15 protein-coding genes are annotated in these 15,910 nt (G+C 46.5%); 8 read left to right on the top strand and 7 right to left on the bottom strand.

All coding sequences use genetic code 11. The features are described from left to right. Positions 1–994, top strand: a 994-nt coding sequence (locus tag K8R76_03950) for a T9SS type A sorting domain-containing protein (GenBank protein ID MCD4847324.1), incomplete at its 5' end; no start/stop codon positions are given. A 10-nt stretch (positions 995–1,004) separates the two neighbouring features. Then, complete coding sequence (locus K8R76_03945; GenBank protein MCD4847323.1) at positions 1,005–2,327, top strand: YncE family protein; 1,323 nt, start codon at positions 1,005–1,007, stop codon at positions 2,325–2,327. A 42-nt stretch (positions 2,328–2,369) separates the two neighbouring features. Here K8R76_03945 and K8R76_03940 read toward each other — a convergent pair whose 3' ends face one another. Next, entirely contained in the window at positions 2,370–2,882 is a 513-nt protein-coding gene (locus K8R76_03940) for a dTDP-4-dehydrorhamnose 3,5-epimerase family protein (GenBank protein MCD4847322.1), read from the bottom strand. 82 nt (positions 2,883–2,964) lie between these two features. Between K8R76_03940 and K8R76_03935 the strand changes: the two genes are divergently transcribed. After that, complete coding sequence (locus K8R76_03935; protein MCD4847321.1) at positions 2,965–3,594, top strand: endonuclease III; 630 nt, start codon at positions 2,965–2,967, stop codon at positions 3,592–3,594. A 288-nt stretch (positions 3,595–3,882) separates the two neighbouring features. Here the strand turns inward: K8R76_03935 and K8R76_03930 are convergent, their stop codons facing one another. Next, entirely contained in the window at positions 3,883–4,380 is a 498-nt protein-coding gene (locus K8R76_03930) for a nucleotidyltransferase family protein (protein ID MCD4847320.1), read from the bottom strand. Positions 4,381–4,651: 271 nt separating this feature from the next. Next, positions 4,652–5,284: a hypothetical protein gene (locus K8R76_03925; GenBank protein MCD4847319.1), complete on the bottom strand. Its 633-nt coding sequence runs from the start codon at positions 5,282–5,284 to the stop codon at positions 4,652–4,654. A gap of 150 nt (positions 5,285–5,434) precedes the next feature. Here K8R76_03925 and K8R76_03920 point away from each other — a divergent pair, with 150 nt between their 5' ends. Further along, positions 5,435–8,833: a T9SS type A sorting domain-containing protein gene (locus K8R76_03920; GenBank protein ID MCD4847318.1), complete on the top strand. Its 3,399-nt coding sequence runs from the start codon at positions 5,435–5,437 to the stop codon at positions 8,831–8,833. Here the strand turns inward: K8R76_03920 and K8R76_03915 are convergent, their stop codons facing one another. The 4 genes from K8R76_03915 to K8R76_03900 are packed head-to-tail and all read right to left on the bottom strand — an operon-like array spanning position 8,834 to position 11,262. Further along, positions 8,834–9,727, bottom strand: a complete 894-nt coding sequence (locus tag K8R76_03915) for a T9SS type A sorting domain-containing protein (protein ID MCD4847317.1) — start codon at positions 9,725–9,727, stop codon at positions 8,834–8,836. A 27-nt stretch (positions 9,728–9,754) separates the two neighbouring features. Beyond that, positions 9,755–10,051 (bottom strand): hypothetical protein, encoded by a 297-nt coding sequence (locus K8R76_03910; GenBank protein MCD4847316.1) that lies wholly within the window; start codon positions 10,049–10,051, stop codon positions 9,755–9,757. Continuing rightward, positions 10,051–10,938 carry a T9SS type A sorting domain-containing protein gene (locus tag K8R76_03905; protein MCD4847315.1) on the bottom strand — a complete coding sequence of 296 codons (888 nt, stop codon included), beginning with the start codon at positions 10,936–10,938 and terminating at the stop codon, positions 10,051–10,053. Before K8R76_03905 ends, K8R76_03910 begins: the two co-directional genes overlap by 1 nt. A 27-nt stretch (positions 10,939–10,965) precedes the next feature. Next, positions 10,966–11,262 (bottom strand): hypothetical protein, encoded by a 297-nt coding sequence (locus K8R76_03900; protein MCD4847314.1) that lies wholly within the window; start codon positions 11,260–11,262, stop codon positions 10,966–10,968. A 117-nt stretch (positions 11,263–11,379) separates the two neighbouring features. Here K8R76_03900 and K8R76_03895 point away from each other — a divergent pair, with 117 nt between their 5' ends. The 4 genes from K8R76_03895 to K8R76_03880 all read left to right on the top strand — a co-directional run. Further along, the gene (locus K8R76_03895; protein ID MCD4847313.1) at positions 11,380–12,405 is read left to right on the top strand and encodes a DUF362 domain-containing protein; all 1,026 of its coding nucleotides are present in this window, start codon (positions 11,380–11,382) and stop codon (positions 12,403–12,405) included. After that, positions 12,402–13,445 (top strand): radical SAM protein, encoded by a 1,044-nt coding sequence (locus K8R76_03890; GenBank protein ID MCD4847312.1) that lies wholly within the window; start codon positions 12,402–12,404, stop codon positions 13,443–13,445. Before K8R76_03895 ends, K8R76_03890 begins: the two co-directional genes overlap by 4 nt. A 9-nt stretch (positions 13,446–13,454) precedes the next feature. Beyond that, on the top strand, positions 13,455–14,954 hold the full coding sequence (locus tag K8R76_03885) for a hypothetical protein (protein ID MCD4847311.1): 1,500 nt from the start codon (positions 13,455–13,457) through the stop codon (positions 14,952–14,954). Beyond that, on the top strand, positions 14,954–15,910 hold a 957-nt coding region (locus K8R76_03880), incomplete at its 3' end, for a hypothetical protein (GenBank protein MCD4847310.1). The genes K8R76_03885 and K8R76_03880, both read left to right, overlap by 1 nt.

Below are 15,910 nucleotides of genomic sequence, written 5' to 3'. Positions count from 1 at the left end.
GGGTGATACAGCAATGGTTATCAACAATAATATCAGCGATAATTATTCTGATCATCATGGTGGTGGTATCGGTATAGATGGTTCAAATGTACTACTATGCAGTAATTACATTTCTGGAAACGATGGCGGGTCCGGAGGCGGAGTTTTCATAGGGGGTGCTATAACAACTATTACTGGAAACCTGATTGTTGGGAATACCGCTGTATACGGTGGGGGAGTAGGTGAATACTCCGGTGGTAATATTAACTTAGAGAATAATACCATAGCATTTAACTCAGCTACCGCAAGAGGAGGAGGTCTTCAAAGTAAGAATGACTCTATTTCTATTACAAATTCCATTATCTGGGGAAACAATGCGCCAATAGGATCGCAGATATATCTTCTTGCTTTTGCTGATTCAACGCATGCATTTATTGAATACAGCAATGTTGAATACGGGCAAGATTCAATTTTCCAAGACACCTATGCCACCCTCTACTGGGGTCCTGGCAACATCGATATCGATCCTCAGTTTGAGGTAGGACCTCTTGGTGATTATCACCTTTCCTATGGCTCTCCCTGTATTGATGCAGGTAATCCCGACTGGGAATACAACGATCCCGAGGATCCATTCAATCCAGGTTATGCCCTCTGGCCTGCTATGGGAACCACCCGTAATGACATGGGAGCCTTCGGAGGAGGAGGAGTCAATTACTGGCTCACTGTTGAAGAGGAAGAATCTTCTCCACCTGAAGCAGGGCTGGTTCTGAAATCCTTTCCAAATCCATTCAGCTCATCATGCACTGTGTGTTATCAGCTTGAGTATCCTTCACATGTGGTTCTTTCTGTGTTCGATCTCTCCGGTCGACTCGTTGAGACTCTTATTGATGAGGTTGTTCCCGCAGGTATGTACTCTGAATATCTTGATGGCTCGGGCCTCTGCTCAGGTATGTACCTGATAAGGCTGGTAGCAGGTGAACATGTCGCCACTAGGAGATGTATAGTTGTCAGATAGGATAGTGATCATGAAATGTTATGTATCTATTGTAATTGTGTTGTTGATTCTCTCCTGCGGGGACAGTCCAACCGGACCTGTTGGTCCTGATTATCCCACGGCATCGATTCTTACCGCTGTGTTCACAGGTGATTGGTTCCCCCCTGATACATCCAAGGGCACAAGCAACGATATTCAACTTACGTGGACCGTGTGCCCGGACAGTTCCTTCTGGAAGTATACGCTCTACAGATCATATACACCCGATATTGAATCGCTTCCTGATTCAGCGGAGATCATTCACATTATCTTTGAAACTTCAGATACTGTATACACAGACCTCCATACCTCCTGGGACACCAGGTTCTACTACGCAGTCAGGACATCTGACCAGGATACCCTTGTTTCATGGAGCAACGAGGTGTCGGTAGATATCCCTTCGCAGAACACATTCGGAGGTCCGGACTCTCTCGTTAAGACTGTAGATGTGGGATCGGGTCCGGGAGGCATCTGCTGCCTGCCTTCAGGGAGTTACGTGTACGTTGCATGCTACTTCGGAAACAGCGTTTACGTGCTGGATACTTACGACTATTCAGTATTTACCTCTATTCCGGTCAGTGGCGGGCCCATGGATGTCTGCTCCTCCTCTAACCATGTGTTCGTATCATGCGGCAACGGTGATGAAGTACAGGCAATCATGACTTCCGACAATACTGTTGAGAATTCAGTATCTGTCGGTAATTCCCCGGTAGGATTGTGTATTACCCCGGATGAGGAGTATGTCTACGTCTGCTGTTACGGCAGCGACGAGGTTTGGTGCCTTGATGCTTCCAGTCTTTCAGTTGTTGATGTGATCAATGTTGGAAACGGTCCCTGGGATATTTGCTGCCTTCCCTCCGGTGAATACGTCTACCTTACAAACCGGCTTGAAGGAAGTGTAACGGCTATAAGGGTATCTGACAACGAAGTCGTATCAACATGGAATGTGGCTTCTGAACCTGTCGGCATATGTTCCTCGATAACAGGTGAACATGTTTATGTCTGTGATTATTCCGAAAACAGCGTACTGTATATTCGAACCATTAATGGAACTGTTGAGGCGAGCCCGGATGTGGGTATGGGTCCAATCTGTGTATCGATCATTCCCAATGGAAGTATCGCCTACGTATCCTGTTATCAGGAAGACAGGATTTACTTCCTTGATCTTTCAAGCGGGACTGCAGTGGGTTACATACCCACGGATATCCGCCCCAACGGGATCTGTTCAGTACCTTCCGGGGAACAGGTGTACTTTACGAACAGTATATCAAGTACGGTCAGTGTGCTCGGGTACAGCGGCCCGAGGTGGCTGTAGTGGTAATCCTTAAACCTGGTGAGATATGCTGGATTATTCAGTCTATTCCATGACAAACGGGGAGTTATTCGTATCCCTCTCGGACAGGAAAGGTTTTTCAAGACCCCATTCGATGGCAAATCCAGGATCGTTCCACGCAATGCCATACTCATCCGTGTTGTCGAAATATCTGTTAACAACATATATCAGGGTCATATCGGTATGTGCGGCATAGCCATGCGCTACTCCCGGCGGTATAAGCAGTCCTCTCGGTCTGCCTCCATCAAATTCGATTGAGAGTGAATCACCAAAAGTTGGAGATTCTTTCCTGATATCGGCCAGGCCTGCAGTTATCCTGCCCTGAACAGGAATCCATAAATCGGTCTGATTTCGGTGATAATGCAATCCCCTCAGAACACCTGATTCGGAACGCGAATAGTTTATCTGTGTCTGCGAGTCGAAAATATCCGGAATCCATTCTTTCCTGAAAACCTCACAGAAACTTCCACGCTCATCCTGCAGAGTGCTCAATTCAAAGAGATATACACCTTTTATCCTGCATTCTTCTTTCTTCAAGATCATTTTCCTTTCACTTGCATTCATGTTACGGGAAACACTAGATTGCATCCTTAAGTGAAGACTGTCAAGAAGGGATATTTTGAGAAGAACTGAACGGGTCGCTCTCCTGCTCGAAATGCTTCCTGTACTGTACCCGAATGCAAGGTGCCTTCTGGATTACGATGGAAAGCCTGAAAGACTTCTAATCGCTACTATTCTCTCGGCAAGGACCACTGACGCTGCTGTTAACAGAGTCACACCGCATCTGTGGGTAAAAGTCGGAAATATTCAAGGACTTTCCCAATCTCGCAGAGAACTAATTGAAGAAATAGTTCATCCTCTGGGTTTCTTTCGATCCAAGGCAAGATCGATACAGGAAGCTGCTGCCTGGCTGACAGTACATAACGAAACGGTGCCGGGGACAATTGATGAACTCATAACCATTCCCGGTGTCGGGCGAAAAACCGCAAACGTCATTTTAGGAGAAGTATTTCATAAGCCTTCGATTATTGTCGATACTCATGTAAGCAGACTCTCACTGAGACTTGATCTGACAAGAAATACGCAACCCGCTAAGATTGAAGCTGATTTAAAGAAACTGCTTCCGAAAGACCGCTGGACATCCTTCAGCCATCAGATCGGTTTCCACGGCAGACAGGTCTGTCTGTCCAGAAAACCGAAATGTTCAAACTGTGACTTCAATGGATTCTGCCCAAAGAAGGGCGTATAAAAGCCTTTGTTGTTATGATATTCAAGCAGTATTATCATTTTCAGGCATGAAAATGTGAGAATTACTGGAAGAATAGTCTACTTTGCGAGGAGTTTGCCTGGATGACGAAAACCAGACTTCCGCGAATTGTTCAGCGCATTTCCCTTAATTCTATTCTGATTTTTTTGTCTTCTTCAGAAGATGCTTTAAGAATGAATTCATGCATCTCTCGAAGCCACTCCAATTTCTCTTTTGCGGAGTATTTCATCAATCGTTTTAGGCGTTCCTCTACGGTTTCCCATTCGAAGATCATAATTTTGACCTTAGTTTTCTTATCTTTTTCAACTCATTGATATCTTGTCTGTCAATTGCTCTACCTGTGTTCTTCTTCATTTTTATCAGATCATCCAGCGAGATTACAGATAATTGTACATCATCAATTTGAAATGATAAAGCGTTTCTTTTAGCTTCCTCAAAACTAACGGGAGATTCAATAATGATATCCACTTCTTTCAATTCATTATCCTTGTAGAAGTTAAAAGCTTTCATGTGTTTATTTGTAATCCATTCATTACGCGTTTTCTCATCGGCGAGTTTCATAGGATCAACAGGCTGCTTAACTTCATAACCGAGAACTGTCAGAATATCAATAATTTTCTTAAGGTTTTCGTTACTCATTTCGACAAGAATGTCCATATCAGCCGTGCTACGCATCGAACCAAGAAGATTGACTGCAAGACCGCCTACAAGAACATACTTAACATTATTGGTCTGAAATTCTCTCAGTATTTCTTCATAGAAGATCATAAGTTATTCAGCAATTCATTCTCAGAATATTTCGTATACTTTTTAAAAAGATTTCCATATTCCATCATATCGTCCTGAAAATAAGCCACATATGAAACCATTACTCCTCTTTACAGAAGATGATACTCTTTCAAACTCTCCTTTGTCAATATTCAAACACCTTAATAACGTGGATCTGAGCCAATGTCATATTACTCTCTTAAATCCATCTCAATTTGTGAGAAGGACCCGCCTTTAAGACGGGTCCCTCAATTTGCACAGTGATAGCAGTCTAGTCAATATCTCCAAGATCTACAGGAAGATAAAGACCGTCTTCGCCTACCCACATATCCCAGAATGTGTAAGTATCGCCGTCCTCATCTTCACACTTGATGTCGTAATAGTCACCGCCGTCGACCCAGAATGTGAATTCATCGCCTGAGTAGAGCATCTCGCTTCCGAGACGGTCTTCCCCCCACTCGGTGTATGAAGAGGGGTTGGCATAAATCCAATAGATATCATATCCACCGGTATCGTTGTATATGGTTACAGGAGCATTACCGTATACGGTTTCCTCTTCTGAGTAGCCTCCGCTGCTCATGTCAACTTCGCCAAGATCGTCCAGCGTTACATTCCAGACATACGAACCGTAAACATCTACTCCGTACCTGATGTACTCGTCTTCATCCTCATCTTCCAGACGGATGTCGTAAATATCATTGGGAACACTGAAAGTTACCGAACTTCCGGATGAAATAACTTCATCGGAGTCCAACCAGTCATCTCCCCATTCATCATCATAGGTAGAACTTATCTGGACATACCAGATATCGTACCCACCCGTATTGTTGACTATACGGATTGAACCGGCAGATACAGAGACAATCAGTCCTATTGCAGCAAGCAAAAGGATTGTATTTTTCATTTCAACCTCCCTTAGAATGAAATACAGAGATAAAGCTAAAACATAATGATGTTTCCTGTCAATCCCGAATTGCTGGTGACATGCATGCTGAGATGAATATATTAGAATGTAAAACTAATCTTGCGTAACCATTACAGGGATGGTTGAATAATGAAAACCGGATTAATATTATTGTTTCTTGTTTCACTCACTGTCTTCGCGGCCACTATCACCGTTGAGCTTCCTTCTGACATTATCAATACATGTCACCTGCCGGTAACACCGGCCGGAGTGATCCCGCAGATGCAGGGCGCCTATCCTGGAACTGAGGCGGGATTTCCATCCCTGCCTGAACTGCCATGGACCATTTCAGTTCCTGCCGGGGAAAGGGCGATATCATTAACATCAAGCGCGGTGTGGGAAAACATCGCTGACAACATCATCATCCCTCCTCTTCCAGCGCCGACACCTCTGATACATGATGCCGAAGTCACTTCTGCTCAGGTAGTTGATGAAGTCTATTCATCGGACAGTTTCTGGCCGTCAGAACCGGCACAGCTCACGGGTACCGGATTCAGGAATGGTACACCTGAAGCAGAGATTCTTGTGATACCTCTGCGCTGGAATCCGGTTACCGGAGAACTCCAGAAGCTCGTCTCACTGAAGATCAGACTGGAAACCGCTCCACTTGATGAAAGACCATTCTGCAGCGGGGCAAAAGATGACGATTTCAGGAGAATGCTTATTGTCACTGATTCTTCACTTGAATCAATCTTCCAGCTGCTTGCTGATCGAAGAACTGATCAGGGTATTCTTACAGAAGTCATAACTATGAACGTGATCTACTCAATGTCCTCCGGAAGAGACAATGCTGAAAAACTCCGTAACTTCGTGAAGGATTACTATACTCTGAACGGTCTTGATTTCCTTCTTCTTGGTGGAGATACGAATCTGGTGCCGTTCAGGTTCGCTTACGCGATGACCTGCGAAGCAGGATATGCTTCCCGCGAGGATAGTCTGCCCTGTGATCTGTACTTCTCCGATCTGGACGGAACCTGGGATGCCAATCTGAATAATATTTTCGGCGAAATAGCTGATGAGGTTGACCTGCATCCGGACATCTTCGTTGGAAGAGCAACTGTTGAGAATACAACAGAAGCACAGACATTCGTGAATAACATCGCCGCGTACGAAGACTGCTACAAAGATGATTTCTATCAGGATGTTCTGTTCCTTGCCGCGGTACTGTGGACGAACCCCTATACCAATTCGGGAGAGAGCAAGGATTATATCGATGAACAGTTCCTCCCTGATTATCTGAACATCACAAAGCTCTATCAGGCTCTGGGTAACGAAAATCTGTCAACGACAATGGCAGCATTGAACGCGGGACAGAATCTGGTAAACCATGATGGACACGCATGGTATTCATCCCTCGGAGTGGGTGATGACTACATGGGCTATGACGATATGGACGCCATCAATTCAGATGGAAGGTTTTCCGCTGTAATGTACTCGATAGGCTGCTGGAGCGCTGCTTTCGATTTCGACGCCATTGCTGAGCATTTCATTACGAATTCCGGAGGAGGAGGTGTCGGGTTTATAGGTAACTCCAGTTATGGATGGGGTTCTCCCGGTAATCCCCTTTACGGTTATTCAGATGCTCTTGATCAGCTTTTCTTTGATTACCTCTACAGTAACTGGTCTCTCACCCTTGGGGAACTGCTGGCATACACAAAAGAGTATTTTATTCCGTACAGCCAGTGGGAGAACGTGTACAGATGGCATCAGTACGATGTTAATCTTCTGGGTGATCCCTCCTTTAGACCGTACAGAACAGATCCTCTGGAAATTGAAGTACTGTGTCCGGATATTGTCACTACTAATACTTCAATCTTCCCCGTACAGATTACAGGAGCCGATCCTGAGGGGTTGACCGTCTGTATTCATGATGATGGGGACTACTGGAACACTGCAGAACTCGATGCGACTGGTCATGTGGATTTCATCTTTTCCGATCCGGTTATTGGAAGCGTAACTCTGACCGTTACCGGACCGGGAATCAGAAGAACATCACTTATTATTGAACAGGCATCAGGACCTGACCCTGTCATTTCTCAATTGCTTGTAGACGATACAGCCGGCCTGGGACACCTTTCCCCCGGATGCTCTGCCGATCTTGATATCACGCTCCTGAATCAGGGCAATGAGGATCTTACAGATGTTGTGATCAGCATTACTTCAATAAGCGGTCCTGCAACTCTGATCCAGAGTACAAGTTCCTTTGGCGGTATTCCAGCAGGAAGTGAGTCGACCGGATCCCCGCTCCTGGCGCTTAACGTGAACAGTTCCTCTGAAACCGGTTCAGTCGTCACACTTAACGGGCAGCTTGTTTCCAGCCAGGGCACCTGGGAAATTTCCATACCTCTTCTGGTTTATGCTCCCGGTCTATACTTCACAACGTACTCAGTTGATGATGACACGGGCGGAAACGCGAACGGGATACCGGAACCGGGTGAAACATTCCAGCTGGATGTCAATATCGCTAATCTGGGTCTCTTAACCGCAAGTGATGTAGCAGTACGGATGACTGAATATCCAACATGGGTCTCCTGGCCGCAGGATTCAGCCTGGGTTGATTCGATTCCTGAAGACAGCACAAGAACATTCTCATTCATATGCGAACTTTCGTCCGGCGCTCCTTCCCCGTCTTTTCCCTGGTTCTATTTTGATATTCTCTCGGAGACCACATTATATGCTACAGTGGATACTCTGAGACTGACTGTAGGTGAAACAGGGATTTCAGATGATGTTGAGTCGGGCGCTGCGGGCTGGACGCATTCGGGAACGAATGACATGTGGAATATCACAGACTCCGAGAGTCATTCCCCCAGCCATTCATGGCACTGCGGCGATGCCGGCGGCTACGTGAATAACATGGACTGCGGGCTGCTATCCCCTGAACTGATACTTGCGCCAGCTGCTTCAATGGAGTTCTGGACTACTTTTGATGTGGCAATCTATGGCAGTGACGGCATTTATCTGATTATCCATGATCTCGATTCAAGTACATCGGATACTCTTGCTTTCATAGGATCAGGCGGGGCTCTGGGTCCAGGCGGCAAAGGAAATGGAACAGGCTGGGTCCCTTATTCATATGATCTCTCCATGTTTGATGCGGGTACCAATATTCAGGTTGAGTTCCGATTCAAAACAGACAATGACAGTGATACAGGGATTGGTTTCTTTATTGATGATATCACAATTGAAGGAGCCTACACAGGATATACGGGTATTTCAGGCAGATCCCCCATACCGGTTTCACCTATGGGATTTCCCTTCCCCAATCCATCACATGAAAGTGTAAATGTTCATCTGTTCTCTGGAAATCAGCAGAACTGGACACTTGGTCTGTACAACATCTGTGGAAGACTTGTTCTCGAAACGAAGGGGACATCCCCGATAAATGCTTCACTGAACCTGAATGTCTCCGATCTTGAGCCGGGTATATACTTCCTTCGTTTTTCAGCTGAAAGCGATACTTCCAGAAGGCTGGTTATTCTCAGGTAGTCAGCGGAGGATTACAACAGACTCGATCAGTTGTGTATCTCCTGCAGTACATACGAGGAAGACTGTCCCCTGAGGAAAAGCTGATATGTCCATCTCAAGTGAATGAGCACCTGATGACAGGACTCCGGGATTCATGGTGCAAAGAAGTCTTCCCTGCAGGTCGTATATTGCTAATCTGATATCAGTCTGATCATCCAGAGTTACCTCAGTGTACAGGGTTCCGGATGCCGGATTTCCAGTAACATGAAGAAGAACCTCAGAATTCTCACTCAAACCTCCACCGAAAATTCCTGTCCCTCCATCTCCGAGGAACAGGAAAATTTGCCCTGTGTAATTTCCGACAAGTATATCCAGGTATCCGTCTTCGTTCCAGTCACATACGGATGGCCTGGCAGAGGAATAGAAGTTAATTTCTTCACCATCAGCCTTTAAATACTCAAAACTCTCAAACAGCGGTGAATCAGAAGCCCCGACATTCTCATAGCAGGCTATCTTGCCATTGGATGAACCCAGAACAAGATCGAGAAGCCCGTCACCGTTCATATCTGCAAAATCAGGATAAGAATAATAAACCTGAATGGGCTCACCAGCGCACATGACTGAATCCGTAAAAGGGAATACTGGATCAGAGGGGGATCCTTCGTTTGTATAAAGATAGAGCCCTGCAGGAACAGCTTCAACTCTTCCGACAACAAGATCCGGCAAACCGTCATTATTCCAGTCAATCACACATGGAGCGGAGTTATGACCCATATCAATCGGGCGGCCGGCAACCTTGACCGGGGATTCTCCAACTAGAAAAATATTGCCTGAAGCAAGTCTTCTGAAGTAGTTGACACTGCCTAATCTGTCTCCGACAATGATATCCAGCCTGCCGTCATTATTCCAATCCACAGCCTGTGGATTTGTCGCACCGGTACATCAACCATATGGAAGCGAAATAGGATTTGCGCCATCAAGAAGATAAAAATAATTCTCAAAAACCGGAGATTCATTAGTGCCTGTATTCGGATAATATCTGATGCGTCCTCCATCGAACTGACCGCAGATAAGATCCTTTTTTCCGTCTCCGTCCCAGTCCACAGCCAGCGGAGCCGCATAGCTGCCTATATCAATTCTGCTGCCGTTACAGTACAGAACACCGGCAGCACTGAAACTGCCGACTCCGGCAGTAACGGAAATAGTTGCCAAAAACAAAAACAGAAAGATTTTCATCATTATGGAATCCGAATCACACTTCCTGACATGATTATGCTTCCGGTATCAATCTGAACGTAGTATATGCCGGACGGTTCACCGGATATATCGAAGCCAAATTCGTGCTCACCGGCAGTGAGCTGAGCAGTTCCGGATTCGGATACAATCCTGCCGTCAGCGGAGTATATCCGGAATTTAACATCGCTGTCTGCATCAAGAAGAATATTCATACTGAAATAGCCGTTTGTGGGGCTTCCGGATATGCTCAATTCACAGGTGGAATTAAACCCGGTGCCCGCTTCATCTTCGATCCCTGTAGGAATACCGGGATACAGATAAACCCAGCCATTGTAATCGCTCACAAGGAGATCGAGGAGTCCGTCTTCGTCCCAGTCATTAACCCAGAGTCTTGATCCGTAGTAGATATCAATGTCAGATCCGTTACTTTCCAGGTACTCATAACCGCTGAATACCGGTGATGCATTGGTTCCAACGTTCTCGTAGAAAGCCAGTTTTCCGTTGTTTTCGCCGCAGATAAGATCCTTCTTGCCATCCAGGTTGATATCTACAACCTGCGGAGTGCAGCGGGACCATGAGATATTTGAACTGCTGCTCTGGATCCAGGTGTATGTGGTGAATGCATGGTTTTCCGGTGTTCCGCTGTTCAGATATAGACGAACACTTCCCGGAGATGTACTCTCCTGCCCCAGAATAAGATCGAGAAGCCCGTCCTCATTCCAGTCAACAATTACCGGAGCGGAACTGTTTCCTACATCAATGGTCGTTCCATTTGCTTTAATATCCGGTTCCGTTGTCAACACACTTGTAGCGGTGCCGCGGAAATAATTGACGTATCCGTTTCTGTCACCCACCACGATGTCGAAAATACCATCGCTGTTGAAATCCACAACCTGCGGATTTGTCGCACCGGTACATCAACCATAGGGCAGTGTTATGTCCGCTCCATCCGACTGAATGAAGCTGTAGCCGGTGAAAATCGGAGAATCATTTGAACCGGAGTTTGCATAAAACCTTATCTTGCCGCTGGCGAACTGACCCAGAACCAGATCTTTCAGACCGTCTCCGTTCCAATCCACTATGCATGGAGCTCCGTAATATCCAACATCTATCCTGCCTCCAGTAGCTTCAATCCAGCTGTAGGAGCCGAATATTGGGGCACCTGCCATGGCAAAGCCGGACAGGAGAATGACCGCTAAAATAACCTTTCTCATAAGTATTTCCTTTCAAATAGATAAAATATAATTTCCAACAAAATTACTATAAAATTCTATAGTTGAATCTCAATCCTGTCAATGTATATTCCATCTTACATTTATGAAAGGAACCGAATGAAAGTTTTCTATGCGTCCACCAGAAATGGAGTACGGCAGGCGGTTCATGATATTCTCGATGAAATGAACTGGAAATCGTTTCTTCCCGCGGGCAGTGATATCCTTGTCAAACTGAATCTTACGTGGGATTATATCAGGCCTGGAGTCGACACTTCACCCTGGGTAGTCGAAGCATTCGTTGAAAAGGTTTCCGGACACACAGGAAGAATATTTCTTGGTGAGTCGAGCCAGATACTGGTCGACGCGACAAGAGCATTCCGCGTAACCAGGATGAAGGATGTCGCTGAAAGACACAATCTCATCTGGCATAATTTTTCGGAACATAGATGGATACCGAAGAAAGTGGGAGACCTCGAATTCAGTATTCCGGAGATCTGCACACATATGCCTGTTGTTTCCATACCAGTTGTAAAAACTCACTACAGATCGGTAATCTCGGTGGCAATGAAGCACCTTTACGGCTGTCTTGATGATAACAGACACAATTACCATTACAGACTTGCAGATTACGTAGTAGCAGTGAATTCCCTCATCCCAGTCATTCTTACCCTTGCTGATGGAACAATGTCACTCGAAGGCAACGGTCCAAAACCTGGAATCCCTAAGCAGACGGATTTCATTGCCGCCTCTACTGACAGGATAGCGCTGGATTATTCTGTAGCCAACGTAATGGGTATTGATCCTCTCTCAGTCGAAACAACTGTTAAAGGAAACGGTGTTACCGGTTCATTTGAAAACCTTGAGGAAATCTGTATACCTCCTCTCACCAAGCCTCCCTCCTATGCTTTCCTTGAAGCCCAGGCAAATTTCGTTGCAAAAATAGAGAAAGCTTTAAGAGGAAAGAAGGAGCGGAGCGAACCTGGGACTGACAGTCCCTTTATGGGGATTCTGAAAATAGGAGCCAAGAGATGGTATAACATCGCCTATTATCTTTTCGGTCAGAACAGAGAAGCCAGGCGGATAATGGAAAAGAACATATACGGACCCCAATGGATGGGGCTTCCGGAAGGAGATCATAAGTGAATCTGTCAGGTCAGATCAGCATGGGAATCGACGCCGCTCTCGGACTCCTCGGGCGAAGAAGACCTGTGAATGTGATGGTTTCCATCACAGACAACTGCTGCAGCAGGTGCAGCTACTGCCAGATACCTGAACAGGGACGTCCTGATCTATCCACAGAGCAATGGAAAGACCTCTTCAGGCAGATGTCCGAAGCCGGAACAAGAAGAATTGGTGTATGGGGCGGGGAACCTCTTATGCGGAATGATATAACAGAACTCTGCGCATATGCCCGTGAACTTGGAATGTACGTCAGTCTTGATTCAAACGGATATATACTTCCAGCGAAACCTGAGATTCTCGATCACATAGACCATCTTGTACTGGCATACGACGGACCCGAGAAAGCCCATGACACCAATCGCGAGGAAGGCAGCCACGCAAAAGTAACGAAGGCAATGGAAATTGCCTCCGGAAAAGTAAGACTATGGACGATAACTGTTCTTACACGCCACAATATGAATCACCTTGATCATATAATGGAAATCGCGCTTAAGTACGGTTTCCAAACCACTTTCCAGTCATTGCACCACAACGAGAAGCTCGGTGGAGACACTTCAGGCATGATGCCGTCGGCTGTAGAGTACTCAAAAGCTTTTAAGAAACTTCTGTCCATGAAAAGAAACGGGGCTCCTATCGCCAACTCAACAAAGTATCTCAAAAGTCTTTCCGTATGGCCTGATTACTCTTTAACCAGATTGCCAGAGAGATTTCATGGCACTTCATGCAGAGCCGGGAAGATGTACTGCAATATCGACGCTGATGGAAAAGTATACCCCTGCTCCCTGCTTATCGGACTGTATCCTTCTTCATTGAATGCCCTTGATACCGGATTCCATAAGGCTTTTGAGAACACCCTTGAGCTTCCGTGTCAGGCATGCACAGCCAGCTGCTATACCGAGTACAACTACCTTTACAGCCTCCAGCCCGGAGTCGCCCTTCAATGGAACAGGGCAGTTCGAGAAACAGACAGAATGATGAAAGAGAAATCCCATAATATGTAGCAGGAGAATATGATGCCAGCATTACCGGAATATCTTACAAGAACTCTTCTTGAAAACTATGGAGTCCCTGTAGTGGAGGGTATTTTCATCAGGACAAATGACAGTCTTCCGGATGAATTACCTGAATTGCCGATTTTCCTTAAAGCACAGATTCCCGGAGCAACCAGCAGAAAAAAGCACGGTCTCGTTAGAAAAGTCGAAACAATATCCGAATTTGATTCAAATCTGAATGATCTCCTCTCCCCCGGCGACTGGGGCCAGGCGGATGGAGTTCTCGCAGCAAAGGGACTGAACCTCGATGCTGAATACTATGCTGGATGCATGCTTGATTTCGGTTCCGAGAAGCAGCTTCCGGGCGGAGTACTCCTTTTCAGTACAGAAGGCGGCTCCGGTGTTGAAGGCAGATCAGGAACTCTGCTGACAATTCCATTCTCGCTTCTTGCTCCGCTTGACTCCGAAGATATTGCAAAAGAACTGGCAGTAATTGAAACACTTAACAATACTGAAGAAATTGCTGTATTTTTGAAAGGTCTAATAAGTACCTTTATCGGGTACAGGCTTACTGTATTGGAAGTCAACCCTATAGGTGTTCTCAACGACGGCTCGATTATTGCTGTTGACTGCAGAGCAGAATTCGAAAAATCGGCAGTTAAGAAGAGTGAGAAAGACCTGTTCTTCCCACCCGGTCTTACATCCTCCAGCGATCTCACTCCTCTTGAGCATGTTGTGGAACTTATCAACATCGCTGATCCTGCCGGAACGGGATTCTTCAGGCAGAACCGCGAAACTCCTCCGGATTACGCTCTCCGGGTCGCAACTAATCTCTGCGGCGGCGGCGGCAAGATGCTCTGGGAAATGACTACTGGTTCAAGAACCGATATCTACACAATGAACGAATCGGATACATCAGGAGGACTCTCCGCATTCAAGAGTTACCGAATTCTCCGAACAATACTTGCTCAGAAAGGCGCACAGGTACTCCTTCTGACTGGTTCGGGAATGGCCTTTCAGAATCAGCATCACATTGCTGCAGCGGTCTGGAAAGCTCTCAGGGAATCTCCCACTCCCCTGCCGGCTCTTCTGAGATTCGGCGGAACCGACGAGGACAGGGCAAGAGAACTCTTCGAACAAGTATCAGCTGACCTTCCTGTTCCACTGAAAACCTATCCCGCGGAAATATTCCCGAATGCCATGGTGGATGATATCGAAGCCATCGCTATGGACAAACCGCCTCTTGTTCAGCCACCACCCTCGCCTGAAGGAGAACCCGCAATAAGAGTAGAGATCCCGCCGGGTGATATCTATTTCTATCCGGAGAAGTGGGATAGTGAAGAGGAACCTCCTTCTATCAGGGCATGTCCGACCGGATACCTGCTCTGGGATAAGGGAAAACTGGAAATAAACCCTGAAGCGAAATGCATAGGATGCCTTATGTGTGAAACAGTATCCCTTCTTGAGGGTAACGGTGAGATCAGAATAGAACTGAAAATGCCTGCGGAGGTGGACTGATGGCCGGAATACTGAAATATCTCGCAGGCGTTGATACTCCCGAAACCCTGGTCTTCGGAATCACAGGAAGACAGGGAAAGAGCAAATCCAGGCTTATGAGGAAGTTCGGAACAAAGATTATAGCCGGATGCACGCCCGGCAAGGACGGGCAGGAAGTAGATGGTGTACCTGTATTCAATTCCGCCGCAGAGGCTGTAAAAGCTTTCCCGCAGCTGAATACAGCTGTTCTCTTCGTACCCGCCGGTGCTGTGAAAAAAGCTGCAATGGATGCAATGGATGCCGGATTGAAATTCCTGGTTCTCACCGCTGATGGAGTTCCGACGCAGGATGAAATCGCACTTAAAGAATATGCTTCAGCAGAAGAATCTGTATACCTTGGGCCAAATACTGTCGGTCTTCTTGATACTTCGGGTTACCTTTTCGGACTCATCGGCGGCAGCGCGACATGGGCAAAAAAGAACTATAAGCCGGGAAAAGTCGGTGTCATTTCGCGATCGGGCGGTCTTTCACAACTTCTGGGAGCTTTTCACTGCAGACCCAATCTGCCCGGTCCCCGCTACGATGGAACATTCGGACCGCTCTGGGGTGAAGACTATCCCGGGCTTTCCGCAGTTATATGTGTCGGGGGTGATCCTGTTCCGGGCATATCAATGCTCGACGCGGCAAGAGCGTTTGAAAAGGATCCGCGTACTGAAGTCATGGCGATATACGGTGAAACAGGCACCACTCAGGAGAATGACCTTGCAGAAGCTGTCCGCAGAGGTGAGATAAACAAGCCGATGGTCGTCTTCCTCGGCGGTAAATTCACAAAGGCAGGAGTCGCGCAGAGCCATGCGGGAGCCATGATCCGTAAAGAGGAAGAAACATGGCAGGCAAAGAAAGATACCCTTGAATCAAGCGGTATCACAGTCGTTGAACGACCGGATGCGGTCTTCGGAGCAGTCCTGAAACTACTT

The sequence above is a fragment of the Candidatus Aegiribacteria sp. genome (assembly GCA_021108435.1).
Classification (GTDB): Bacteria; Fermentibacterota; Fermentibacteria; order Fermentibacterales; family JCC-6; genus Aegiribacteria.
The sequence above is the reverse complement of the archived record's forward strand: the minus strand, read 5'-3'. Positions and strand labels throughout refer to the sequence as shown.

Coding starts and splice junctions, on each gene's coding strand:
- K8R76_03945 (MCD4847323.1), top strand. CDS start 1,005: ATGAAATGTTATGTATCTATTGTAATTGTGTTGTTGATTCTCTCCTGC.
- K8R76_03930 (MCD4847320.1), bottom strand. CDS start 4,380: ATGATCTTCTATGAAGAAATACTGAGAGAATTTCAGACCAATAATGTT.
- K8R76_03925 (MCD4847319.1), bottom strand. CDS start 5,284: ATGAAAAATACAATCCTTTTGCTTGCTGCAATAGGACTGATTGTCTCT.
- K8R76_03920 (MCD4847318.1), top strand. CDS start 5,435: ATGAAAACCGGATTAATATTATTGTTTCTTGTTTCACTCACTGTCTTC.
- K8R76_03910 (MCD4847316.1), bottom strand. CDS start 10,051: ATGATGAAAATCTTTCTGTTTTTGTTTTTGGCAACTATTTCCGTTACT.
- K8R76_03900 (MCD4847314.1), bottom strand. CDS start 11,262: ATGAGAAAGGTTATTTTAGCGGTCATTCTCCTGTCCGGCTTTGCCATG.
- K8R76_03895 (MCD4847313.1), top strand. CDS start 11,380: ATGAAAGTTTTCTATGCGTCCACCAGAAATGGAGTACGGCAGGCGGTT.
- K8R76_03885 (MCD4847311.1), top strand. CDS start 13,455: ATGATGCCAGCATTACCGGAATATCTTACAAGAACTCTTCTTGAAAAC.